The sequence below is a fragment of the Syntrophobotulus glycolicus DSM 8271 genome, from assembly GCF_000190635.1.
Lineage (GTDB): Bacteria > Bacillota > Desulfitobacteriia > Desulfitobacteriales > Syntrophobotulaceae > Syntrophobotulus > Syntrophobotulus glycolicus.
The window spans coordinates 2,784,429-2,809,406 of record NC_015172.1 but is presented as its reverse complement, the minus strand read 5'-3'; the positions used below and the strand labels follow the sequence as shown (position 1 = coordinate 2,809,406).

Below are 24,978 nucleotides of genomic sequence, written 5' to 3'. Positions count from 1 at the left end.
GCTAAGCGGGCGGTGTTCTCCTTGTAAGGGAATACATTTGACAAGGCTGCCAGCTTGCTTTAAGGAGAAAGAGATATGATTCAACCGATATTGAGAAAAATACATCGTTATTATTCAGAACGGCTGATAAATAAAAAAATGTTGATATTGATCATTGTTTTGACCGGTATCATTGCGGTGAGTGCGGGATTGAAATTTATTTTTCATGTTGATGGTTCAACATTCTTTTCGGATTTATTTCTGTTAAAATATCTTCCCAGGCTGGATAACAACGCAAGCTATGGCTTATTGTTTATTTTCGGTGTATTGACATCATTTCACTGCATCGGGATGTGTGGCGGAATTGCCATATCCCAGACCATTAGAAGAAGGCAAGCCGAGGGTGAGAAGAATAAGGCACATACACTCATATTGCCGTCATTATTTTATAATCTGGGTAGAGTGATTTCCTATACTCTGGTCGGTGCAATTGTCGGGGGTCTGGGGCAAATCATCAGCTTTAGCGGTGTATGGAAAGGAATTGTTCCGATAATCGGCGGAATATTTATGCTGATTATGGCGATTAATCTTATGGGTATTTTCCCGTTTTTAAGAAGATTAAATATCAGAGTGCCTTCATTTTTTGCCAAAAAATTATTTCGGGAAAATCAGTACAGTCCGTTATTAATCGGAATATTAACCGGCCTTATGCCCTGCGGGCCATTACAGATGGTTCAGCTCTACGCCCTCAGTACAAGAAGTGTGATCCATGGAGCAACATCGATGTTTGTATTTTCTCTCGGTACAGTTCCTTTATTGTTTACCTTCGGAATCCTAAATACATTTTTAAATAGGAAATTTACTAAAGTCATCATAAAATTCAGTGCTGTTCTTGTCCTGTTTTTGGGCATAGTAATGATTGGCAGGGGGCTGGCGTTAAGCGGACTATCATTTGGCATGATGAACATGACAAACGGAGAAAATGCTGTTGCCGCAGTTGATCCTGATGGTAAAAGCCAAACGCTTCGAACAGAGTTAAAGCCCGACAGTTTTCCAGCAATTGCTGTCGTAAAAGGTATCCCGGTGAAGTGGACGATGAGTGTTGAACAGGAAAATCTGAATGATTGCAATAAGGCTTTGCAGGCTCCGAAATTAAAGATTGAAACCAGCCTTCATGTTGGAGATAACCTGATTGAGTTTACGCCGGCAGAAACCGGGGATTTCATCTATACCTGCTGGATGGGAATGATCAAGAGCAAGATAACGGTTGTGGAAAATATTGATGAGTTGAAAAAGGTGCGGATTCAAGATCCCGGAAGCGGTGATCATGACAGAACAGCAAATCATGAAAATACTCAGGGTAATGCCCAAACCGATCAGGAATCTTCACCAGCAGCACAATCCCTCCCTGGGGCTATTCAGGAATCTAAAACTGTTCCGGAAAAGATAGCGATAACAAAACCGGCCGATAAACTGACGTATAAGGTAGGAGATCAGCTGGTTATTACGGGCATAGAAGTAACAGGAACTTACAGGGACGGGACGAAAGCGGTAATTCCTGTAACAGCGGCAAATGTAACCGGCTTTGACAGTTCAGCCGCCAGAGACAGGCAAACATTAACCATAACGGTCGCAGGGAAAACAGCAGCGTATACAATTTCGATAAAAGGGGCTCCCATTGAACAGACTTTGACCGGGTATATTCAAGATGCGCACTGCTTCTTTGCTTTTGCAAACCCCGCTGAGGATACAAAGGGGTGCTTATCCATGAGGTCTTGCGCCAAAAGTGGTTATGGGATAACCATACTGCAAAACGACGGCTCCAAAAAGTTCTGCTTTTTTGACGGGGAATTTGCCGTATTTGCTGATGGCAAAACATTTGACGGTACCGGTTCACAATTAACGGCCTGGAATCTCATTCGAAATACGAAAAAACAAAATAACATTACCATTACAGTGACAGGCACCTTTACCGGGACGGAAAAAATTTATGCGGACAATGGAAGGAGTTATACTTTCCCTGTGCTGAGAGTATCATCCTTAGTTGAACATTGATTTTCCGGAGATGTTTATTATAGGAATAAGGCAGCAAATGGAGTATTGACAACCAATAATATTTACTGTATATTAAAGCAAAGTAAATAGATAGGGATTATGAAGATTGTCCAACTTAAGAAATAAGAGGCCGTTTACGATGTAAATGGCCTCTTTCTTTTATCACTTGAATCTAAGAATATTTGAGGGGGAGGAAGCAAGATGATTAATCTGAAAGCCAATACCTGTCCGACCAGGGAAGACCGAGGCAATGGGATAAACTCATTTTTCGGCAAGGCCAGTGAACTGACAAAGCAAATGAGAGAGGGAGGACTGCAAAACAAGGAACGTTCTTTCCAACAATCATCAGGGTGCCTTTTGAACTTTTTCCTGACCCAGCGGATCATGACCATCCGTGATTCGGTGATGATTGTGCATGGCCCTGTCGGATGCTCGGTTGTGGGGCTCGGCTACAGGGAAATTTTCCGGAAAGTGCCGGTCGGATTAGGCAGGCCTGAGAATTACGATTTCCATTGGCTTACCACCAATTTGCAGGAAAGAGATGCCATCTATGGAGCGGGAGATAAGCTCAAGCAGGCTGTCAGAGATGCTCAGGAAAGGTATGATCCGCAAGCGATCTTTGTTTTGGCTTCCTGCACATCCGGGATTATCGGCGAGGATATTGAGGGCATTGTCAGTGAGGTCCAACCGGAAGTCAAGGCCAAAATTGTTCCGATCCATTGCGAAGGGATTAAATCAAAGCTTGTCCAGACGGGCTATGATGCCTTCTGGCATGGGGTGTTGAAATATCTGGTCAAAAAGCCGGCCAAAAAACAAAAGGATCTTGTGAATGTGGCCAGTATGCTTTCCTATACTTGGCAGGACCGGATGGAGATAACCCGGCTGCTGGGCAAGCTTGGACTCAGGCCAAATTTTATCCCTGAATTTGCGACGGTCGAACAGTTCGAGATCCTTTCGGAAGCAGCGGTGACGGCACCGATCTGCTCCTCTTTTACGGACTATCTTTCCAGAGGTTTGGAACAGGAATACGGTGTGCTTTATTTTCTCTATCCTTCACCGATCGGTGTCGAGCATACGGATGAGTGGCTTAAAAATATAGCGTATTATACCGGCAAGGAGAAAGAAGTGAAAAAACTCATTGCCGAAGAGCATGACACGTGGCTGCCAAAATTGGAAATCATCAGAAACGAATTTGAGAAGCTGGAGAAGGACGGCAAGAAAATTGATGTTCTGGGTTCACTGGGACAGGGACGTATGCTTACCCAGGTGCCCTTCTTCAATGAGATTGGCGTCAAAACATCGGCAGCCATCTGTCTCGATTTTGATAACCTCGTCGTGGATGAAACCGATAAGCTGATCGAAGAGGTGGGAGATTTTGATATCCTGGTCAATACCTTCCAGGCTTCGGAGGTTGCCCATCATACAAGAAGGTACGATCCGGACATTGCCCTGACCTGCCCTTTCCAGGGGAATGCCTATAAACGGGAAAAGGGGGCGACCAGGATTCATTCGGCCAGGGGCGATGCCCGGGAATGGAGTGCCCAGGCCGGTTACAAGGGAGCGATTGCCAGCGGTAATTTCCTGCTTCAGTCCACCAGAAACCGTTCATTTCAGCAGACCATGCTGGAGAAGACCCCTGATGTCTACAATGAATGGTGGTACAATCAACCGGATCCCCTTTATTTCACCAAGGAGGTATAGGCGTCGATGGCTCTAACAGAAAATCAAATCAAGCACTACGGTGACAGCATAGAAGCGCCCAGATATTCCTGCGCTTTAGGCGGGGCCTATTCGGCGGCCCTGGCCACTTTCGGCAGCATACCGATCCTGCATTCCGGCGGAGGCTGCGGGTTTGCCCAAAATGCCGGACAAAGCTTTGCCGGAGGGTTGAATTCCCCCGGTCCTGTCGGTGGAGCAAGTACGCCTTGCTCCACTCTTGTTGAAGAGCATGTGATATTCGGCGGGGAAGATAAACTCAGAAAACTGATAAAATCTACCATCAGCCTAATGCCGGGAGATCTGTACACGGTCATTACGGCTTGTGTGCCGGCCCTGATCGGGGACGACGTCAATGCCGTAGTCGCCGAATTTAAAAATGACGTTAAAATCATTCATGTCAATTCAGCCGGTTTTACCGGCAATTCTTTCAGAGGATATGAGCTTTACTTTGAGGCGGTCATTGATCAATTGCTGGAAGAAAAGCCGAAACAGGAAAAACTGGTCAATATATTCGGAATTGTCCCCACCCAGCATTTGTTTTGGAAAGGGGACCTGCAGAATATAAAAACTTTGCTGGAAAAGATAGGAATCAAGGCCAATATCATCTTTACCGAAATTAACGGATTGGAAGCGCTGGAAAAGATTCCTGAAGCGGAGCTGAATCTTGTATTTTCGGTATGGGGGATTAGTCCGGCTGAAAAACTCAAGCAGAAGTTCGGGACTCCTTATGTGGTATTCCCTTCAGCCCCTGTCGGGCCCAAACAATCCAGCGAATTCCTGAGGACAGTGGGGAACAAGTTTCATCTTCCCGCCGATGTTGTGCTTAAAGTGGTCAATGAAGAAGAGCGCATCACTTACCGGTTTACCGAATATATCGGCAATATTATCGTAATTGCCCTGCCCCACGCTTACTATGCTCTGGTTGCCGACAGCTCCACTGCTATTGGGATCGGTAACTATGCGACCAATGAGCTTGGCTTTAATCCGGAAATCGTCATCATAACGGACGACCCGCCTGAAGAGCAGAGAGAACAGATTGTCAAGGACCTCACGGACAGGCTGGAATCAGTGATCAAACCAAAAGTGATATTTGAGGTCGATTCCCACAAAATCAGGCTGCTTCTCCGTGAATACACCGTTCAGCTTGTGCTGGCAAGCTCCCTGGAAAAGTATATTTCGGAAAGCGAGCTCGGCGGGGCGATTTTCCTCAGTGTAGGATTTCCTTCCTATGACAGGCTTATTGTCTACCGGAGCTACACCGGATACCGGGGAGGGCTCAACCTGATGGAAGATCTGATGGTGAAATACGGAGGGCCGTTATGATTCGGGGGTAAGTATGCCTTTGTTTAATTCAGAGGGGACAGATGGTGAACACAATAATAGGAGGAACCAATGGGAAGTTATGTTGAACAATTGAGACATGTTTGTGCTTTGGGAGGGTATCAGTCCGTACTGGCAGTAGAGAAAGCAGTACCGGTGCTCCATGCGGGGCCGGGCTGCGGGGCCAAGCTCTGGACAACACTTGGTCTGCAAAACGGCTGCCAGGGTTCGGGACATAGCGGCGGGCATTCCATACCTTGCACGAACGTGACAGAAAAAGAAGTGATTTTCGGCGGCACGGACCGCTTAAGGGAGGTTTTAAGCAATTCCTTTAAAATCATGGATGCCGATCTTTATGTTGTGTTGACAGGCTGCACATCGGATATTGTCGGGGATGATGTGGGCGAAGTCGTCGGCGAGTTCAGAGATCAGGGCTATCCGGTAATCTTCGCGGAAACGGGAGGGTTTAAGGGCAGCAACCTCTTCGGGCATGAATTGGTGCTTGAGGCCTTGATCAGCCAATATCTTGAACCTGCGGAGGAAATCGAAGAGGGCTTGATTAATATCTGGTCGGTTGTGCCGTTCCAGGATACCTTTTGGGCGGGCAACCTGGAGGAATTAAGCAGGCTGGTGGGCCTGCTGGGATTGAAGCCCAATGTGATTTTCGGTCCGGGAAACGGCCTGAAGGCCTTGAATAAGGTCCCCAAGGCCCAATACAATCTTTTGCTGTCCCCCTGGGTCGGCCTGAAAAACGTAATTCAGCTGAAAGAAAAATTCGGGACCCCTTATATCCATTATCCGGTATTGCCGATCGGTCCGACCGAAACAGGCAAGTTTTTGAGGAAACTGGCTGAGGCCACGGGAATTCCCGCCCAGAAGGCGGAGGATGTCATTAAACAGCAGGAAGATAAATATTATTATTATATTGAGCGTTCCGCCGATGCCTTTCTGGAAAGCAGATTGCTGCCCAAACATTTTGTCACGGTTACAGACAGCTTCTATTCCCTGGGGATTGCCAGGTTTTTGGTCAATGACCTGGGCTTATTGCCCAATAAACAGTTTATCACCGACAATGCCCCTGAAGAACACAGGGCCGGAATCCAAAAAGAGTTTGAACATTTTGTGGACGGGATCAAGGCGGAAGTGACGTTTACCAATGACGGCGGAGAGGTCAGAGAAGAATTGAAGAAAATTAAATTCAGAGGCAGACCCTTGATTCTGGGCAGTGCCTGGGACAGGGTTGTTGCCAGGGAATTAAACGGTTACCAGCTTTCCGTTTCTACGCCGATCAGCGATAGAATGGTGTTAAGCCGGGCTTATGTGGGCTATGAAGGAGCCCTGCGGCTGACAGAGGACATTTATTCCGTAATTTTAAATAGCTTCCAATAAGATTGGGGCATGAGGGAGGGCTGAAAATGACGATCAATATCCAAAATGAAGAGGCTCCGACCAGGGAAAACAGGCTGGGAGCCATCACAGGTTACAGGGGATCGATCAAAGATCTTGTTGAACAGGTGGGCTGCGGCAGTTTGAAAAACAAAGAGAGATGCTTTAGCCAAACCAGTAATTGCAGCTCGGGCTGCGCTCAGGGACAGCTGGCTTCCATTAAAGATGCCGCTGTGGTTAATCATGGACCAGTGGGTTGTTCAGCTGAAATTATCGGAACAAATGTTCAGACCCAAATGTCCCAGACAATCAACGGGCTCAAGCTGACCAATATTAGGGTTTTAAATACAAATATGACTGAAAGCTCTACTGTTTTTGGGGGAGCCGAAGAATTGAGGCAGGGAGTAAGGGAAGCTTACAGGAGATTTAGCCCCAAGGCCATATTTGTCACCACCTCCTGTGCTTCCGGGATTATCGGCGATGATGTCAAAAGTATTCTGGCCGAATTGGAAGAGGAGCTGGCAATTCCTGTTATTCCGGTCCTTTGTGAGGGCTTTCGCTCCAAAGTATGGGCTTCGGGGTTTGATGCCGCTTATCACGCCGTTCTGACCCGGATTGTTAAGCCGCCCGAAAAGAAACGGCCCGAGCTTGTAAATTTAATTACTTTCCGCAGCAATTTGGGCGGATTTGCGGCAATCACCAAAATTTTTACCCGGTTTGGACTGGTTCCTCAATTTGTGCTGGCGGACAAAACCATTGAAGAGTTATCCAGACTGTCGGAGGCCGCGGCCACGATCAGTGTTTGCGGCACTTTGGGCGGGTATTTGGGAAATGGGCTCGAACAGCATTATGGCGTACCTTTTGTCAAGGCTTTGCAGCCTCACGGCATAGCGGGAATGGACAGCTGGTTGCGGGAACTTGGCAAAATTGTCGGTAAAGAAAAGGAAATCGAGGCCTATATCGCAGAGGAAAAAGAACGCATTAAGCCGGAGCTGGAGGAAATAAGAAAAAAACTAAAGGGGAAAAAAGCTGTGATCGGTATGGGCCCAAGCTTCTCCCACAGCTACGTCAGGGTTTTGCAGGAATTGGGAATAGAAATTCTCTGGGCTGCGGCCTGGCATTTTGACCAGCATTATGACCATGGCAGCATACCTGAGGCTACCCTGGAGCTAGCCTCAAGGAGAGATGATATCTCCATAAGTATTGCCGATCAGCAAAACTTTGAAATGTTGAACCTCCTGAAAAAGCTGAAACCGGATATTTATATTTCCAGGCATCCCGGGCTCAGTGTCTGGTCAACCAAACTGGGGATTCCCTCACTCATGGTCGCCGATGTGTATACGGCCTTGGGCTATGAAGGGACGGTTGAATTTGGATACAGGATCATCGATACTCTGGCCAATAACAGTCTGGCTAGAAATCTTTCGGAGAGAATCACTCTGCCTTATAGTAATTGGTGGTTTGAACAGAACTCTTTCACGTTCCTTGAGGATGAAGAGTTTGCCGGCTGATTTCCGGTTAAAGCAAATTCAGCCCGGTTTTTGATGATTTGAGTAAATTCGCCTCCTCATTGTCCGGAAGGAAAATTTCTCCCTGACCATGACAGAGGCGGATTTTTATTGACAAAATAGCATGAGGGGATTATATTTTAGCTAATCTACTAATACTATAGATTTAGTGAAGATTGATGAAGCTTGGTGAAGATGAATGAGTGAGGAAAGGGATAGGCATGATGACGAGAGTCTTGGTTGTAGATGATCACTTATTGTCGCGCAAAGGGATTGCCAGCATCCTTTCGGCACACCCGATGTTTGAGATTGCCGGGGAAGCGACGAACGGGCAGGAAGCTGTTGAACAGGCAAGGCGCCTGGTCCCTGATCTTATTCTGATGGATATTCGAATGCCCAACGGCAGCGGACTTGAGGCAACCCGCCGGCTTAAAGAAGAAATGCCTTATGTGAAAATTATCATTCTCAGTGTTTCCGATGATGTGCAGGATTTTTTTGAGGCCATTAAATATGGGGCCCAGGGTTATCTTCTGAAAAATATGGAGCCTGAATACTGGCTGGATTATATCATGAGTATTGTGCAGGGAGAAGCACCGATCTCCCGCAATTTGGCCACAAAAATCCTCCAGGAATTTTCAATTCAGAAAGATGATTCTTCCGACAATAAATTATCGGAGCGGGAAAAAGAAGTTGTTCAGCTGGTCAGCCAGGGGCTAAGCAATAAGGATATCGGGGAGAAGCTTCATATCACGGAAAGCACCGTCAAAAATCACCTGCGCAACATTTTAGCCAAACTTCATCTGCGCAACCGGGTGCAGCTGGTTGCCTTTGCCTATAAAAACGGTCATTTAAGCCACTGAGACAGTACGATTTGAAGTCCACAGCAAGGATTCCGCCAAGGATTATGGCTTGACAGGGGAATTGCCTTGCCGGTATAATTAAAAATAAAATCTATAGGAATAGTGATGTTTGTCCGACTAGAAATCTGGAGGCCATACTTTCTTTCATGAAAGATGGTCTTTCTTTGAAGTTATATTTTATCTTCTGGAAAGGAGTATAGAGATGCCATATATTGAAAGGCCCAGGTTCAGTTGTACTCTGGGCGGAGCTTTACAGACCATAACCTCCTTGCCGGGCGCCGTTCCGATCATTCATGCTGCCAGCGGCTGCGGCGGCAATCTTTTTAGTACGCAACAGGCGGCCGGTCTTTATGGGTCAGGTTTCTGCGGCGGACTTTCCATGCCCAGTTCTAATGTTTCTGAGAAGGAAATCATTTTTGGGGGGGAAGAAAGACTGAAGGAGCAGATCACAACAACTTTGGAAATGATTGAGGGAGAAATTTATATCGTCGTTACCGGCTGTATGACAGAAATCATTGGTGATGATCCCAAAATCGTGGTCAGTCAGTTTAAAGATCCCGCCAAGCCTATTCTGTATGTTCATACCGGAGGATTTAAAGGGAACTCCTATAAAGGATACGATCTGGTTCTGGAGACGCTTTTCAGCGAATATGTAGCCAAGGCAAAGTCCAAAAAGAAGAACCTGGTCAATATTTGGGGTGTTGTTCCCGGTCTTGACCCTTTTTTCAGAGGTGATTTGGAGGAAATCAAAAGATTATTGAACTTGCTGGGAATTCAAGTCAATACATTTTACAGCTATGATGAATCACTGGAAAATTTATACCGTGCAGGCTCGGCTTCGGCCAATATTGTGTTATCCAGAGTTTATGGCCTGGAGGCAGCCAAGAGTTTTCAGGAAAAGCACGGGACACCTTATATTGTTGAAGATATTCCGATCGGAGCGCAGGCAACGGTAGAATTTTTAGACAAAATCACGGAATTGCTCAATTTGAATAAACAATCGGTGGACAGGGTGATTGCCCGGGAAAAGAAGAATTATTATTCCTACATGGAGAGAGTCGCAGATTCCTATTTAGATTCAGATTTGCAAAATTATGCTGTCGTCGTCGGAAATGCCAACTACTGTTATCCGGTTACCCGCTTTCTGGCCGAAGAGATCGGCTGGCTTCCGGAACTTTCCGTGATTACGGACAGTTTGACCGATGAGGAGAAAGAGACTCTTCGCCTGAGTTTTAAAGATTTTACAAACATCAAAGCCCCGGAACTGGTTTTCGAAACGGATACGGGGAAAATTCAAAGTCATTTTGCCCAGGGCCGCAGCCTTTACAGTGATGACAGGTATTTACCCGCACTCAGCCCTTTATTTGTTCTGGGAAGTACCCATGAGCTGGAACTGGCCGGTAATCTGGGAGCCAAAGCGTTAAGCATCAGTTTTCCCATTGTGGACAGAGCAGTGCTGAACAAAGGATATGCCGGTTTCAAAGGCGGGCTGCACCTGTTCGAAGATTTATTCAATGTTTTACTGGCAAGGAGGTAGGATGATGGGACTTATTGATCAGAAGGTTGTGCCAAAGAGAGAAGACAGGTTAAATGCCAGTAATGCTTACGGGGGAAAGATTAGTGATTTGATCAAAGAGTCCGGAAGCGGCTGCCTGATCAACAAAAATCGCAGCTTTTGCCAAACGTTCAACTGTCAATTAGGATTGGCGCTTTCCATGGTGACAACAATTCCCGATGCGGTGCTGATTATGCACGGGCCCATAGGGTGCGGCAACCAGCAAAATGACAATCATTTCAGGATCGGACAGATTGCCCGGGGGATAAAGCCTAAGCCTCTGCTTTGGGTTTCGACCAATCTTGACGAGAATGACATTATTAATGGCGGCGAAAAAAAATTAGAAGAAGCGATTTTGGAAGTGGACTCCTTTTATAGGCCTGCGGCCATTATTGTCTTGACAACCTGTGCTCCGGGAATTATCGGGGATGATGTTGACGAATTGGTGGCAAGAGTTCAAAAAAATGTGGCCGCCAGGGTCATGCTTACGCATTGTGAAGGATTTAAAACGAAAATATCGGCGACAGGATATGACGCGGTTTACCATGGGATTGCCAGGAGCTTTGATCTGGAAGATGAGGAGGAGACAAATGTTGTTGCGGATGAACTGGACCTTCTCAGAGAACAGTACGAAAAAAGCAGGACAGTTAATATTTATAATACGTTTTCCATTGGCCGGACAGATGAATTGGAGCTGCAGAGACTTCTGAATTCATTGGATCTCCGGGTAAATTTTTATCCCAATTTCGTCCATCCCGAGGCCTTCAAGGAATTGGCGAAGGCCGCTTTAAACGTCAGTCTTTGCCCCACTCATGACGACTATTTTCTGAAGCATTTACAGGAGCGCTTTGGTATTCCCTATATTATCCGCAATATGCCTATTGGGATTAAAAATACGAATGAATGGCTTCTGGATATTGCCAGGGAATTTCATTTAGAAGCCCAGGCCCAAAGAATCATTGAGAGTGAAACCGCGGCTTTGCAAAAAGGCCTTTTACCTTTTGCCGGCAGGTTAAAAGGCAAGAAGGTATTTGTCAGCGGGGGAGAGATCAGGGTAGCCGTTACCGGAATGCTGTTAAAAGAGCTGGGGTGTGAGCTGGTAGGGATCAGAGGGCACCACTATGACCATTTTGGCGACGATATTTTTTCTCAATTGATTGCCGACAACCCGGATTTAAACGTGAATATTGCCACGACCCAGATCTTTGAACTGGTCAATTTGCTGAATAAGTCTAAACCGGACTTGCTGCTGGGGCACAGCGGGAGTAATGTGTGGGCAGCCAAGCTGGGGATACCATCCATTCCTATTTTTGCCCAAGCCCAGTATTATTTTGGCTATAGGGGTGTCTTTGAAGTAGCAAGACGGGCGGTAAGAGCTCTGGGAAATACCGCATTTCAGAGCAGCCTCAAAGAGAATGTAAACCTTCCGTTCAAAAAGGAATGGTATACGAAGAACCCGTTCAGTTACATTGTTGAATAACAGCCATTGAATGTACCGCCAAAGAACAACCACTCAATGATATTGCTGAATAACAATGAATTGGCTCATGAAAGGAGTGTTCATCGATGAACCAAAGAATAGAAAACATTCAGAAGGCTATTGATTGTTTACTGCAGGAAGCTCAGAAAGAGGCAGGGGAAGAACAGGGAAAAACAGAATTGCTGCATACTTATGGGGTGAAATTAGGCAGGGCCATTCGGGACGACATGGAGGAACAGGGGATAGAAGCAGACTTAAAATCATTTTTAGCGACCTATGGATTTGTCCGTTCCTGTCAGCAAAAAAACTGTATCATTCAAAACGGTGCTGAGCAATACAGCATTATTCACTGCCCGGCTGCTGATTCCTGTTCCTGCCCAAAGAATCCGAAATGGGGAAATTTGTTATGTCAATTGGACTTAGCCGTATTAAAAGGCTTTGATTCCAATTTGGATGCCCGGATAGCAGGCAGCCTGAATATGGGCTCTGCGGACTATTGGTTCGAGTCCAAGATTATCCTTAACTCATCCTTGCCCGAATAGAAAATGAGTCTTTGAAATCAGCGGTAGTCTTAATTACTTAGTCCAAAAGGGAGATGCAGGCGAACATGAACATCAGAGGTTGTATTTTTGATCTGGACGGGACCCTCCTGAATACCTTGCCTGTATGTTACATGGGATTTCGCAGCACCTTGCTGAGGTATACCGGACGGGAATATACAGACCAGGAAATCAGATCTTTATTTGGTCCTTCAGAAGAGGGTGTATTGAAAAAACTTCTTCCCGGGGATTGGCAGGAAGCTTTGCAGCACTATCTTGATGCCTATGAAAAGATTCATGAAACATATACGGAACCTTTTCCCGGAATAGAGCAATTGTTATCTTTATTGACCGAGCGCAAGTTAAGACTGGGAATCGTATCCGGCAAGGGGCCGGGGACAATGGCCATTTCATTACGGTATTCAGGGCTGGGAAAATATTTCGAGGTAGTTCAGACTGGCTCGGTAAGCGGTGCAGATAAGCCGGAGCAGATCGGAAAAGTGCTGGATTTATGGAAGCTTGCTCCCCGGGAGGTGGCCTATATCGGGGATATGGCCTATGACATGGCTTCGGCAAAGGAAACGGGTGTGGTGTCTATTGGAGCGGTTTGGGCTGAGACAGCGGACCGAAAGCGGGTATTGCAAGAGAATCCCGATTTTATTTTTGAAAAAGTAAAACATTTTTATGGTTGGGTTGAAGAAAATTGGAGAGGAGAGCGGCGAGTGACGAAAGGTTAATGGCAATCTTGATCACAGCCGCAAAGTTTATTGTTGGTGCAGACAGTGAACTGGGTTGGCTTCTCCAGGAGCTTCTGCTTCTTTCCGATCACAGTAAGGGCTTTATCAATGCTTTCCGACAACGCAAAGGATCTGATGTTCTTCTGGCTCAATGTTCTGGCGGCACCGGGGCCGATCTGGCTGACGAGAATGACCTGGACATCGGAGAGCTGATCCGCTATAGTATCGGCTACATGGGTGACATGGCGGTCACCGGGGCAGTGGGGATTGTTTTTCCGGTTTTCGATCAGAGAGTATTTGCCCTCTTCATCCACCTCATAAATCATAAACTCACTTGCCCGGCCAAAATGCTCATTGATATGGATTCCGTCAGTGCTTGCGACCGCAACTTTCAACATCTTATTTTCCTCCTGATAAAAAATTAAAACTGAACCTTCAGGGTGTTCCCCGGCAGTTCAGTCTCTAGACAGCTAGTCAACTGTAACGAAGCTCAGCCGATCAAAATGGCGCTTTTTCAGCTTGCTTCATGTGATATATCATATGAATAATAATATTAATTATTATATTATGGATTTATCTGACATGTCAATCAAGTACAATATCTATCTTTGAAGCTGTCTCTGAATCCGATTGACAACTTAAAAAAGATATGATAATGTAAAAAAGCAAACACATAAAATACATAGGAATACTTGGGTTTGGCAAGTTGACTAGTAGATCTAGAGACTGATATTCAGTCTCTTTTTATTTTAGTTTGCTTTTTCCTTTCCATATTGTTAAATTACTTTATTAGATTGTTTTCTTTTTTCTGTTTCGGACTGCTCTTTCAGAGTGAGAGAGGGTAGAGGATAAAAGGAATGCGAAGTAAAGGATTCAAGTATGTTAAGATTTCTATTTGAGCCCGGGAAAGGAGAGTCTCCGAATATTGTTGAATAGTAACCAGCAAACTCCGCGTATTATTTGCAAAAATTGTGCACTTCAGCTTGCCCTGAAATGCTATGAATTACACTGGTGGTTCCGGCTGGTTCGGGAGCCTTTGCTTTTGGGGATGCGTCTTCTGGCCCGGTGGCATGGTATTGACGTACGAAAGCATGTGGTACGTAATCCTGAATGCTATGGCTGCATTCGTTTTATGAAAGCCGAGCTGGAGGAAAAGTCACTGACTTTTCGCCTTTTAAACGACCTGATTGGTAAAGAATTCAGTGAGCTGCGGGACTCAATGCTGTCGAAGCAAGATCTTGATGAGGCCAAACGCTATGCACAGGAAGCTATGGAGACAGAGTTGGATCTCGAAACCCCCAAAATAAATAAATTAATAAACAAGGAGAAGAACGAGATGAATCAAACCATTGAAACAATTCACAAAAGAAAGGGCACAAAAAGCTATACCACTGAGCAGGTAAAGGGGCAAGATCTGGAGAGTATTATTTTCGCCGGTATCGCCGGGCCTACCGCAAGAAATACTCAGAACCGGCATTTTACGGTTGTTCAGAATGAAGAAATTCTCCGGCAAATTAATGATAGCGTGCTCAGCCTTCAAACTTCACCGGTTAATCGTTTTCCCCTGTACAATGCCCCGACTTTAATTGTTGTATCTACCCCCGCAGATTATCAATTTGCTGAACAGGACTCTGCCATAGCAGTGGAAAACATGACATTGGCCGCTACCTCTTTGGGACTTGGCTCACGGTATCTTGTTTCACCAACCAGGTTTCTGGAGACCGATAGCGGAAAAAAGATAAAACAAGAAATAGGAATTCCGGAAGGATACCGCAGCATTGCCTGTCTGATCGTCGGTTATGATGCCGACCCAGACCAGGAACCGGTCAGCAGAAACTTGAATGTTGTAAATTATGTAAAGTAACGGTGAATCATCTTTTAGCTATATTCATATCAATAAAACAAAGTATGCACTTATTAAAAAAGTACTATTGACTTTGATCTTCTAAGGAATTAAAATGTAAACTAATATATATAAAGTATATAGGATTAGTGTAAATTGAAAGATAGTTGACCAGGAGATCTGGAGGCTGAGTTTTTAACAGATGGAATGTTAAATTCTCGGCCTTATTTTATGATAAAAAGGAGGTTGGATTTTGATGAGCACCAAATTACAGGAAAACGGAGTTTCAGAGGGCTGGAATCCGGAGAATAAGATTGTCATACAAAGCTTAAGCAAGGTTTACGAAATTAATAGCACCAGGGAAGATGGGAAAAATCAGTTTTTAGCAATAGAAGATGTCAATCTTGTAGTCAACAAAGGAGAATTTATTACGATAGTAGGTCCCAGCGGCTGCGGGAAATCAACTCTTCTGGATATTATTGCGGGGTTATCCAAGCAAAACTCAGGGGACATCTTTATTGACAATAAAAAGATTACCGGACCCGATTTGGATCGCGGCATTGTCCTGCAGGGCTATGCTCTCCTGCCGTGGAGAACGGTAAGGCAGAATGTGGAGATGGGGCTTGAGATCAAGAAGGTACCGAAAAATCAGCGGAAAGAGATTAGCACCAAGTTTATCGATCTTGTCGGTCTCAGCGGCTTTGAAGACAGATTCCCTTATGAATTGTCGGGGGGGATGAAACAAAGGGTGGCGATTGCCAGGGCCCTAGCTTATGATCCTGAAGTGTTGCTGATGGATGAACCATTTGCCGCTGTTGACGCTCAGACCAGGGAGGCGTTACAGGATGAGCTTCTCAGAATTTGGGAGGAGACAAGCAAAACCATTATCTTTGTAACCCATAGCATTGATGAGGCGGTAGCCCTTGCCGACAGAGTCGCCGTAATGAGTGTAAATCCGGGCACAATCAAAGAGATCATCGAGATTAAACTGCCAAGACCCAGACGGGTGGGCGATCTAAAAGCTTCTACGGAATTCAGCTGGATCAGGCATAAGGTCTGGGAATCATTAAACAATGGTCAGTCTGAGATTAATAAGAATGAAAAACAAGACAGCATTGATCTTGCTGAAGAAATTTCTTCAAGTACGGTACTTTAATCAACAGAACCAATTAAATAAACTTAAATTTAACTGACTGGATCAACCGGAGGTTAAATGTTTTTTATTGAAAAGGGCATTTAACCTCTTTTATTTTCAGGCTTTCCATATTTTCAGGCATTCCACTTAAAAAGGGGAAAATTATGATTAAGAATACGATACGGGCAATCCATGAAAAGTTCATCGATTATTATGGTTTTATCCTGTTCTTTGCTGTCTGGCAGGCAGGACCCAGCCTGGGCTGGATCGATCCCCAGTTTATCCCGCCCCCTTCTGATATCCTGGTTGAGGCCTATAAGATTTCCATAACCGGCGATCTGTTCATTCATACCACGACTAGCCTGTTCAGAGTCTTAGTCGGCCTATTAATGGCAATCGGGGTAGCGGTACCGCTCGGCTTTATCCTTGGTGGGTGGTTCCCCAAAGTAACGGTTTTTCTTCATCCTTTATTGAATATTTTCGGCCAGATTAATGCGTTCTCTCTTTTCCCGATCTTTATTCTTGCCTTTGGAATCGGAGAGACGGCCAAGTTGGCCATCATTTTCTGGTCCGCGATCTGGCCAGTCTTTTTCAATACCATATCCGGAGTAAAAAATGTCGATCCTCTCCTAATCAAAAGTATAAGATCCATGGGCGCCGGGAAGCTCATCATATTTGCCAAGGTAATCTTGCCCGGGGCGGCCCGTTCCATTTTCACGGGGCTGCAGATGGGGGCGAGGACTTCTTTTCTGATGATTATTGCGGCAGAAATGCTTGGTTCGAGCGCCGGCTTGGGGTGGCTGATCTATAACTCCTCCAATAATAATGTGATTCCCCGCCTTTTTGTAGGGGTCCTGGTCATTGCCTTGCTTGGCTATGCGATCAATTATTTGATTGCCTTGATCGAATCATCCGTCATCACCTGGAAAGAAGATGTGGATATTTAGATTAGGCAAAATTACGCTTTGTATGATTGTTTGGAATGAAAGGAGATAAAATGGCAGATAAAAAAATATCCTTAGGCAGAATCCCGGCGCAATTGACCAAAAGCTATTCAGTGATCTCATTTCTGATTTTATGGGAAATAGGGTGCCGGACAAATGTGATCAATCAGAATTTTGTGGCCGCGCCTTCGACCATCATCACCACCCTTATCGGCTTGGCGGAAGACGGATTGATTTTCGGGCATATTCTGGTCAGTCTGGAAAGAACGGTTTTAGGTTTCCTGTTTGCCATTATCATCGGCATACCTTTAGGTGTTTTGCTGGGAGGCGGGTTCAAAACCTTTGAAAGAATTGTCAAGCCGGTCCTGTTCTTTTTGGGGCAGTTTAATCCTTTCTCACTCTTCCCCATATTTATTCTTATTCTGGGAATAGGTGAGGTTTCTAAGGTGACGATGATTTTCTGGGTATCCCTCTGGCCTATTCTTTTCAATACCATTACTGGGGTTAGAGAGGTTGACCCGCTCCTGATCAAGTCTTCCAAGTCAATGGGTGCCAAGAGGCTGACCATATTTCGTAAAGTAGTTTTCCCATCTTCCCTTCCCTATATTTTCACAGGAATTAAGATGAGCTCCGGAATAGCTTTCTTCATGCTGATCGCCGCTGAAATGATCGGGGCCAGCAGAGGCTTAGGCTGGCTGGTCTGGAATGCCCAGACCAATTACCAGATCCCCGTACTTTATGCGGCTACGGTGGTTATATCCTTGCTTGGCTTAGTTATTAACGGATTGTTCAGACTTCTGGAGAGAAAAATCGTCAAGTGGAAAGATTCTGTTTCTTTTTAAAAGAAACGAAAATAACCGATTGAAGATTTTGATGATGATCAATGGGAAGGGGGATTACGGGATGAAAACTAAGATCAACTATCGGGAATAGAGTAAACAGGGCACCGATTTGCAGAGAAAGAAAAAGATAAAGATAAAACCATTAAAGGGGGTAACATTGATGTCGCTCGAAAAAAAAGGGAAAACGATTGCAATTATAGCGGTTTCTTTGGTAGTTATTGCAGGTATCGCCATAGGGGCCTACAGAGGGAGGACGATCGAACAGACTCCGTCTGAAGTCACGGCTACTGTCGGCGGCGGTCAGGCGGCAGCGGGAAATGATGAAGGGTTAACGGTCCTCAAGACCTGGACCAGGAAGGATTGTTCGCTTGCTCCCTGGCTGGTGACTGATAAGCTGGGCTATTTTAAAGAAGAAGGGATTAAACTGGTATTTACCGGTGAATTGCAGCCAAACCAGCAGATTCCGTCTATCATCAACGGCAACAATGATGTCGCTTCGGTCCATCCGAATCAGCTGGCCGTTGCGGTGGCAGGGGGAGCCAAGCTGAAAGGGGTCAGCAGGGGAATTATTGAACCTGATGAGAGTGTTGACCCGAAATTCCGCCACATGTGGTTTTTTGTGAATCCGACCAAACACCCGGAAATCAAAAGTATCGCCGACCTGAAAAATTTCCCGGGCAAGATTAAGTTTTCCATCATCACCACAAATACTTGCACGGACTTCCTGACCAACACTCTGTTTGATAAATACGGCATTCCAAAAGATAAAATCGAGTGGGTGACGATGCCGGATATCCAGGCTATTCAAGCCCTGAAACAGGGACTGGTCGATGTCTCGCCTGTCCATCCCCCATTCTATAAGGGCATGGAGGATGCCGGGGCGATAAGGATTGCCGATTCTTTTGAAACAGGGCTGGGATCGCTGGCCGGACTGACCGCCTATTATTTCACCGAAGATTTTATTAATCAAAATCCTGATACGGTAAAACGCTTTGTCAGGGCCATCAGCAAGGGCCAGAAATATGCCGATGAACATCCCGATCAGGTGGCCCAGTGGGTCTCGGATGCCATTGGAATTCCTGTAACCGGTAATCACTGGTATGCGGACGATACAACGATCGATGAAAATGATCTCATTCCTTGGATTAAACAGTTGGAAGACAATAAAGTCATTCCTGTAGGCAAGGTAAAAGCCAGTGACCTGGTGGTTCATGTTTTTGAACAGTATGGCAACGAAACGAAAAAGTAATGAGTTTAAATGGCATCACGGCAATGGGCAAAAGGGAGTGTGATAAACCCGATTTTTCGGGAGCCTCCGATCCTCTCTTTTGGCGGGCAAAGGCGGTTATTTCATGGAGCTGACAAAAAAGAAAATAGGTTTTCTGTTCAATAAATATATTGGGATGGCAATTTTTCTGCTCCTTTGGCAGATTGCCCCTTCTCTCGGCTGGCTTGATCAACAATTTGTCCCGTCCCTTTCGGTTGTATTGCAAAGTGTGGGGGAACTTTGGGTTAAGGGAGGATTGTTTACCCATATCATGGTCAGCCTTTGGAGGACCCTTAACGGATTAATCGCGGGGACTTTGATTGCCCTCCCTTTGGGATTTATACTGGGAAGATGGTTCCCATCCCTGAGGGAAGCTCTGAATCCGTTATTCAGGCTGCTGGGCCAGGTTAATCCTTTTTCTCTGATGCCTGTTTTTATCCTTTTCTTCGGGATCGGTGAAAGTGCCAAGATTGCCGTAATTGCCTGGGTTTGTGTATGGCCTGTCCTGTTCCATACTCTTAATGGGGTCAAAACCGTCGATCCGGTTCTGATCAAGACTGCTGCGGCCATGAATGCCTCCAGGAAGGAGCTGTTGATCAAAGTCCTCCTTCCTGCGGCGGCCCCTTCGGTTTTTAGCGGGATCAGGGTCGGTGTGGAAATGTCCTTTTTTATGCTGATCGCCGCGGAAATGATCGGGGCGAGTGCGGGGCTGGGCTGGCTGATGCACAATTCGGCCATGAACTACCATATTCCCAGGATTTATGCGGCATCTTTATGTATTGTAATTCTGGGGGTAATCTTAAACAGATGTTTATATTTTCTGCAGAACAGGGTGTTTTTTTGGAAAGAAGCCTATGATGTTTTCCACCTGAATATAGGAACAAAAAAGCCCAAGCACTTGAACAGAATGCAAACGACCGTACTGGTCCTGGCTGTTCTGGCTGTTTTGGCGGTTGGTGCCCAACAGGTTAAAAAAGCTAATGACGAGCTGAACTCCGTGGAGAATCATGATCATTTGCAAATGTACCGGGGCGGGAGCAGCTTTTAAAATGAATGCTCCGGACAGATTTAGGGATAACCAACCGGGTGCAAGGGAGAGAAAAGAGATGAAGCGTATAACGGCGCCTTTTTCTAAATACATTTCCATCGCGGTATTCTTGTTGGTCTGGGAAACGGTCAGCAGATTAAAACTGGTTAATCCCCTTTTTATCCCGCCGGTGACAAAGGTTCTGGGAAAAACCTGGGAGATGCTGATGGACGGGGTCTTGCTCAAGCATATGGAGATCAGTATCTTCCGGGCTTTCCTTGGTTTTCTTATTGCTATGGTGATTGGGATTCCGCTCGGCTTCCTGCTGGGGGGATGGTTTAAAAGGCTGCAGCTTGCTTTGGGTCCCTTACTGGAGTTTTTTTCCCAGACCAATCCTTTTATTCTTTTTCATCTCATCATGTTATTTCTGGGTATAGGAGAAGCCACCAAAGTAAGCATTATTGCCTGGGTATGTATCTGGCCGATCATTTTCAGTACGATCTCAGGCATCCAGAATACTAACCCTTACCTGTTAAAAGCAGCAAGGGGATTTGGGTTAAACAGACTGAGTCTTTTTTATAAAATCGTGCTGCCCAGCGCCGGACCGGCCATATTCGTGGGTCTGAGGCTCAGTGCGGGTTATTCCTTTTTCATGCTGATTGCCGCGGAAATGATGGGCAGCAGTTCGGGTCTGGGCTGGCTGATCCTCAACAGCCAGGAGAATTACGACATCTTGAGGATATTTGCTTCAGCAACTGTGATTGCCCTGTTAGGCCTGGGGGTAGACCTTCTGATGGGCTTGGCGGAAAAAAAGATCATCAGGGTTGGATTTGAAGAATTTTTGAACAGTGAATACTAAGACAATGAACGACCTTATGAGAGGTGGAGCGCTTTGAAGTTTTTGGAAAATTCCAGGTTATTCCTGATCGGCTTTCTCCTGATTGCAGGAATGCTTCTCGTGAGCGGGTGCAATGTTCCGAAAGCCGGTGAGTCGGGGCAAAAAATCAGGATCGCTTACCAGGGAGAGGTCTATGAGGCTCCTCTGTTCGTTGCGGCTGAAAACGGGTATTTTAAGGAGAGCGGGCTTGAGGTGGAATTGGTCAAAGCGGATTTCCCCTCTTCAATACAGCAGTTGTCCCGGCGGGAAATTCACGGTCTAACCTGTGATTACAGAATATTCAAGGCTTTGGAGCAAGGGCTTGATCTTAAGCTCGCGGCGGGCTTGCACAGCGAATGCGTCCAGATTGTTTCAGCCGCCAAATCAGGCTTGACTTCAGTAAAAGATTTAAAGGGAAAGACGATCGGAACAGATGCCGAGGGCAACGCAGGGATGGTGATTGGATCCTCTGTATTAGAAAGTGCGGGCTTGGACCTGAAAAAAGATATTCAGTGGAAAATTTACAGCAGTGATCAGTTGGAAGACGCTTTATTCAAAGGAGAAGTGGATGCAATCAGTATCCCTGAGCAGGCAGATCCGGAAACAGCAGAAGAAAATAAGGACCTGCGGGTATTGTTCGGCAGTTCAAGCGAAACTAATGATCAAAGCTTAGGCGCCTACCGGCATTTCTATGCCAGCTTTGTCGGGCTGGAAGGCGGTTTCCTGAATGAACGGCCTGAGCAGGCCTTTGCTTTGATTCGGGCCTGGCTTAAAGGGGCCCAATGGATGTCTGAAAATCAGAGCGAGGCATTAGAGCTGGTAAGGGAGAAAAAATATGTTGAGGGCGATGCCAATCAGATTGTGCAGACTGCCGAAGATTATATGTGGATGCCCGGGGTCAGGAATGCCAAGGAGAATATCTCCACTTACTTGAAACAGCAGAAAGCTATGGGTCTGCTCAGCAATGATCTGAATGAAAAGGAATGGTTAAATCAAATCTGTTCTCAAATTTTGCCCGATTTCAGCCGGAGTTAGTTGCTCAAAGATGATCATGTCCCCATTGGTGTTAGTTCATTTTATTCAAAAGACTTTTCTTGAAAATTTGAGGGATAAGGCTTTTCGCTCACTCCTGGTCGTGGAAACATTCCCTGTATTTGCTTTTTCTATGGATACAGACCATCAATATTTTATGATTCTTGCGATTGTAATGTTTACTTTGCTCAACTTGATTTATCAGGGGAGAAGAAGTGCAGGGAAAAATTGAAAGCATAAACGTTACATCGGCCTTCCAATAATAGTTCTTGACAAAATAAAAGCACAGCGCTAAGATAACATTGTTATATAACGCTGTTATATTTTTGGAGGACAGAATAAAATGGCTGAAGATACTCGGCAAAATATCCTGGAGTGCGGACGGGACGAATTTTTGGAAAAAGGGTTTGAAGGGGCTTCCCTGCGGGCGATCGCCAAAGCCGCTGGGGTGACGACCGGCGCGATTTACGGTTATTTTCCCGATAAAAAAGCTCTGTTTGACGCCCTGGTATCTGGGCCTGCCCGGGAAATACTGGATCAGTTTGCCGCCATCCAGGAGGGATTCGCCGCCCTTCCGCCCCAAAGGCAGGAGGCGGAAATGATTCAAACCTCCCATGAAGGGATGGACTGGATGATGGAGCATATCTACCGTCATTACGATGCGTTCAAGCTTTTGATTTGCCGTTCAGCCGGCCCGGATTATAACGCCTTCCTGGATCAGATGGTCGAGATTGAAATGCAGTCTACCTTCCGCTTTGTCGAGGTTATGCGCCGGGAAGGGAAGCAGGTGCGCGAGGTAGAGGAGCCGCTGATTCATATTCTGGTGAATTCGTTTTTTTCCGGGTTGTTTGAAATTGTGGTCCACGATATGCCTAAAGAAAAGGCTGCGGGGTATCTCAACGGTCTGAAGGAATTCTACACGGCCGGCTGGTTTCAAATTTTGGGGCTTTAACAGCGGTAAAAATTTTTCCTCCTAAAGTTAGACATTTCTAACAGGGGCCGTTCAGATTCAGTTTCTTCAAAAATCAAAAACCAAGATCACAACAATTCAATCACTTATTCAGGGATCAGTCATTTATTTACGCAAATGAAAGGAGTGTTATCCATGGAGAAACCGAAAAAGAAAAAAGGGCTGGCACGTTTGGCGGAATTTGCCGAACCGCACAAGGGAAATTATATCGCCGCGGTCGTCCTCGCCGTGCTGGGCGTAGCCTGCGGCCTGATTCCCTATTTTGCGGTATCCCGCATTGTTATCCGGCTCATCGCGGGAGAACGGGATTTTTCCTATTTCCTGCTGTGGTGCGCTGTGGCGGCCCTGGGGTTTCTGGGCAGGGTGCTGCTGCACAACCTCTCGACTGCCCTCTCCCACAAGGCGACCTTTGCCGTGATTTCCGAGGTCAGACGGCGGATTGCCGCCAAGCTGACCCGGGTGCCCATGGGTTATGTGCTGAATACGCCATCAGGCAAAATCAAAAACACTATGGTGGAAAAAGTGGACAGCATCGAGCCCACTCTGGCCCATGTGCTTCCGGAAATGACTTCCAACCTGCTGGTTCCTTTCGCCATTATTCTTTATCTGTTTGTGCTGGACTGGCGCATGGCGCTGATTTCTTTAATCACTCTGCCTATCGGTGCCCTGTGCTATATGGGCATGATGAAGGACTATGAGAAAAAATTCGGGGAATATATGGCGGTGGGCAAGCACATGAACGCCACCGCGGTGGAATATGTGGGCGGCATCGAAGTGATCAAGGCCTTCGGACAATCCGCGACTTCTTATCAAAAGTTTGCCGATGCGGTCAGGGCCAACGCCAATTACGGTCTGGACTGGATGCGCCAGTGCCAGGCCTATTTTGCCATGGGCTTGGGCATTTGGCCCGCGGTCCTTATCGGCGTCCTGCCCATCGGTTGTATTTTCTATCTGAACGGCAGCCTGCCCGCCCCGACCTTTATTACCATCGTGATCCTGGCGCTGGGGATTATGGCGCCGCTTTTGTCCGCCATGTATTACACTGACGATATTGCCAAAATCGGTACCGTCATGGACGATATCGGCGCAGTCCTGGATGAGCCGGAGCAAATCCGTCCCGCCACCCGGGCTTCCCTGCAGGGGACGGATATTGCCCTGAAAGAAGTTTTCTTCGGCTATGACGGCACGGAAGTCCTGCATGGGGTGAACCTGAATATCCCTGCCGGTTCGGTAACCGCCCTGGTCGGTCCCTCCGGCGGCGGTAAAAGTACCATTGCCAAGCTGATCGCCTCCTTCTGGGACGTGAGTGGAGGCTCTGTTGCCATAGGCGGGACAGACGTCAAAAATATCCCTGCCGGACAGCTGATGGACTTGATTGCTTATGTGGCCCAGGACAACTACCTCTTCGACCTGTCCGTACTGGAAAACCTGCGCCTGGGCCGCCCTTCCGCCACGGACGAGGAAGTCAGGGCCGCCGCCAGGTCCTCCGGCTGCCACGATTTTATCATGGGGCTGGAGCATGGGTATGATACGGTTGCGGGCGGCACCGGCGGGCATCTTTCCGGTGGGGAGCGCCAGCGGATTGCCATTGCCCGGGCCATGCTGAAGAATGCTCCCGTTGTTATTCTGGATGAAGCTACGGCCTATACCGACCCGGAAAATGAGGCGGTGATTCAGGCTGCCGTCGCCAGGCTGGTGGCGGGAAAGACCCTGATCGTCATTGCCCACCGCCTCTCCACCATCACCAATTCCGACCAGATCGCGGTCATTGACCGGGGCAGGGTGGCCGCCTGCGCCCGGCATGAAGAACTGCTGGCAGACTGCCCGCTTTATCAGGAGATGTGGCAGGCGCATATCAGTGCCAAAGACGTGGCCTAAAGTTCAAGGAGGGACAAATGCCGCG

The 24,978-nt window shown here is 46.5% G+C and carries 21 protein-coding genes; 20 read left to right on the top strand and 1 reads right to left on the bottom strand.

From position 1 onward, the window contains the following. The first annotated feature begins 75 nt into the window (after positions 1–75). From SGLY_RS17660 to SGLY_RS13910, 10 genes are all read left to right on the top strand, one after another. Positions 76–2,034 carry an urease accessory protein UreH domain-containing protein gene (locus SGLY_RS17660; protein WP_013625870.1) on the top strand — a complete coding sequence of 653 codons (1,959 nt, stop codon included), beginning with the start codon at positions 76–78 and terminating at the stop codon, positions 2,032–2,034. Positions 2,035–2,235: 201 nt separating this feature from the next. Further along, on the top strand, positions 2,236–3,735 hold the full coding sequence (locus tag SGLY_RS13950; RefSeq protein WP_013625869.1) for a nitrogenase component 1: 1,500 nt from the start codon (positions 2,236–2,238) through the stop codon (positions 3,733–3,735). 6 nt (positions 3,736–3,741) lie between these two features. Next, complete coding sequence (locus tag SGLY_RS13945; protein WP_013625868.1) at positions 3,742–5,076, top strand: nitrogenase component 1; 1,335 nt, start codon at positions 3,742–3,744, stop codon at positions 5,074–5,076. Between the two features lie 69 nt (positions 5,077–5,145). After that, the gene (locus tag SGLY_RS13940; protein ID WP_013625867.1) at positions 5,146–6,462 is read left to right on the top strand and encodes a nitrogenase component 1; all 1,317 of its coding nucleotides are present in this window, start codon (positions 5,146–5,148) and stop codon (positions 6,460–6,462) included. Positions 6,463–6,488: 26 nt separating this feature from the next. After that, positions 6,489–7,970, top strand: coding sequence for a nitrogenase component 1 (locus tag SGLY_RS13935; protein ID WP_013625866.1), 1,482 nt, complete (start codon positions 6,489–6,491; stop codon positions 7,968–7,970). A 218-nt stretch (positions 7,971–8,188) separates the two neighbouring features. Further along, positions 8,189–8,827, top strand: a complete 639-nt coding sequence (locus SGLY_RS13930) for a response regulator (RefSeq protein WP_013625865.1) — start codon at positions 8,189–8,191, stop codon at positions 8,825–8,827. Between the two features lie 202 nt (positions 8,828–9,029). Next, positions 9,030–10,364 (top strand): nitrogenase component 1, encoded by a 1,335-nt coding sequence (locus SGLY_RS13925; RefSeq protein WP_013625864.1) that lies wholly within the window; start codon positions 9,030–9,032, stop codon positions 10,362–10,364. Between the two features lie 4 nt (positions 10,365–10,368). Then, positions 10,369–11,862 carry a nitrogenase component 1 gene (locus tag SGLY_RS13920; RefSeq protein WP_013625863.1) on the top strand — a complete coding sequence of 498 codons (1,494 nt, stop codon included), beginning with the start codon at positions 10,369–10,371 and terminating at the stop codon, positions 11,860–11,862. A gap of 86 nt (positions 11,863–11,948) precedes the next feature. Beyond that, on the top strand, positions 11,949–12,404 hold the full coding sequence (locus SGLY_RS13915; RefSeq protein WP_013625862.1) for a hypothetical protein: 456 nt from the start codon (positions 11,949–11,951) through the stop codon (positions 12,402–12,404). A gap of 65 nt (positions 12,405–12,469) precedes the next feature. Further along, positions 12,470–13,138 (top strand): HAD family hydrolase, encoded by a 669-nt coding sequence (locus SGLY_RS13910; RefSeq protein ID WP_013625861.1) that lies wholly within the window; start codon positions 12,470–12,472, stop codon positions 13,136–13,138. Here SGLY_RS13910 and SGLY_RS17655 read toward each other — a convergent pair. After that, positions 13,135–13,536, bottom strand: a complete 402-nt coding sequence (locus tag SGLY_RS17655) for a NifB/NifX family molybdenum-iron cluster-binding protein (RefSeq protein ID WP_013625860.1) — start codon at positions 13,534–13,536, stop codon at positions 13,135–13,137. The two genes, SGLY_RS13910 and SGLY_RS17655, sit on opposite strands and share 4 nt — an antisense overlap. Before the next feature lie 530 nt (positions 13,537–14,066). On the opposite strand from SGLY_RS17655, the gene SGLY_RS17650 reads away from it, so the two are divergent. The 10 genes from SGLY_RS17650 to SGLY_RS13845 all read left to right on the top strand — a co-directional run bounded on the left by SGLY_RS17650 (position 14,067) and on the right by SGLY_RS13845 (position 24,953). Next, positions 14,067–15,002 (top strand): nitroreductase family protein, encoded by a 936-nt coding sequence (locus SGLY_RS17650; RefSeq protein ID WP_148228147.1) that lies wholly within the window; start codon positions 14,067–14,069, stop codon positions 15,000–15,002. A 235-nt stretch (positions 15,003–15,237) separates the two neighbouring features. Continuing rightward, positions 15,238–16,137 carry an ABC transporter ATP-binding protein gene (locus tag SGLY_RS13890; protein WP_013625858.1) on the top strand — a complete coding sequence of 300 codons (900 nt, stop codon included), beginning with the start codon at positions 15,238–15,240 and terminating at the stop codon, positions 16,135–16,137. 143 nt (positions 16,138–16,280) lie between these two features. After that, a complete protein-coding gene (locus SGLY_RS13885) occupies positions 16,281–17,063 on the top strand; it encodes an ABC transporter permease (RefSeq protein WP_013625857.1) in 783 nt (260 codons plus the stop codon). Between the two features lie 50 nt (positions 17,064–17,113). After that, the gene (locus SGLY_RS13880) at positions 17,114–17,902 is read left to right on the top strand and encodes an ABC transporter permease (protein WP_013625856.1); all 789 of its coding nucleotides are present in this window, start codon (positions 17,114–17,116) and stop codon (positions 17,900–17,902) included. Positions 17,903–18,062: 160 nt separating this feature from the next. Beyond that, positions 18,063–19,151 (top strand): ABC transporter substrate-binding protein, encoded by a 1,089-nt coding sequence (locus SGLY_RS13875; RefSeq protein WP_013625855.1) that lies wholly within the window; start codon positions 18,063–18,065, stop codon positions 19,149–19,151. 103 nt (positions 19,152–19,254) lie between these two features. Beyond that, the gene (locus SGLY_RS13870) at positions 19,255–20,217 is read left to right on the top strand and encodes an ABC transporter permease (RefSeq protein WP_013625854.1); all 963 of its coding nucleotides are present in this window, start codon (positions 19,255–19,257) and stop codon (positions 20,215–20,217) included. A 58-nt stretch (positions 20,218–20,275) separates the two neighbouring features. Next, a complete protein-coding gene (locus tag SGLY_RS13865) occupies positions 20,276–21,055 on the top strand; it encodes an ABC transporter permease (RefSeq protein WP_041445435.1) in 780 nt (259 codons plus the stop codon). A gap of 33 nt (positions 21,056–21,088) precedes the next feature. After that, positions 21,089–22,108 (top strand): ABC transporter substrate-binding protein, encoded by a 1,020-nt coding sequence (locus tag SGLY_RS13860; RefSeq protein WP_013625852.1) that lies wholly within the window; start codon positions 21,089–21,091, stop codon positions 22,106–22,108. Between the two features lie 340 nt (positions 22,109–22,448). After that, the gene (locus SGLY_RS13850) at positions 22,449–23,057 is read left to right on the top strand and encodes a TetR/AcrR family transcriptional regulator (RefSeq protein ID WP_013625851.1); all 609 of its coding nucleotides are present in this window, start codon (positions 22,449–22,451) and stop codon (positions 23,055–23,057) included. A 153-nt stretch (positions 23,058–23,210) separates the two neighbouring features. Then, the gene (locus SGLY_RS13845; RefSeq protein WP_013625850.1) at positions 23,211–24,953 is read left to right on the top strand and encodes an ABC transporter ATP-binding protein; all 1,743 of its coding nucleotides are present in this window, start codon (positions 23,211–23,213) and stop codon (positions 24,951–24,953) included. The last annotated feature ends 25 nt before the right edge of the window (positions 24,954–24,978 follow it).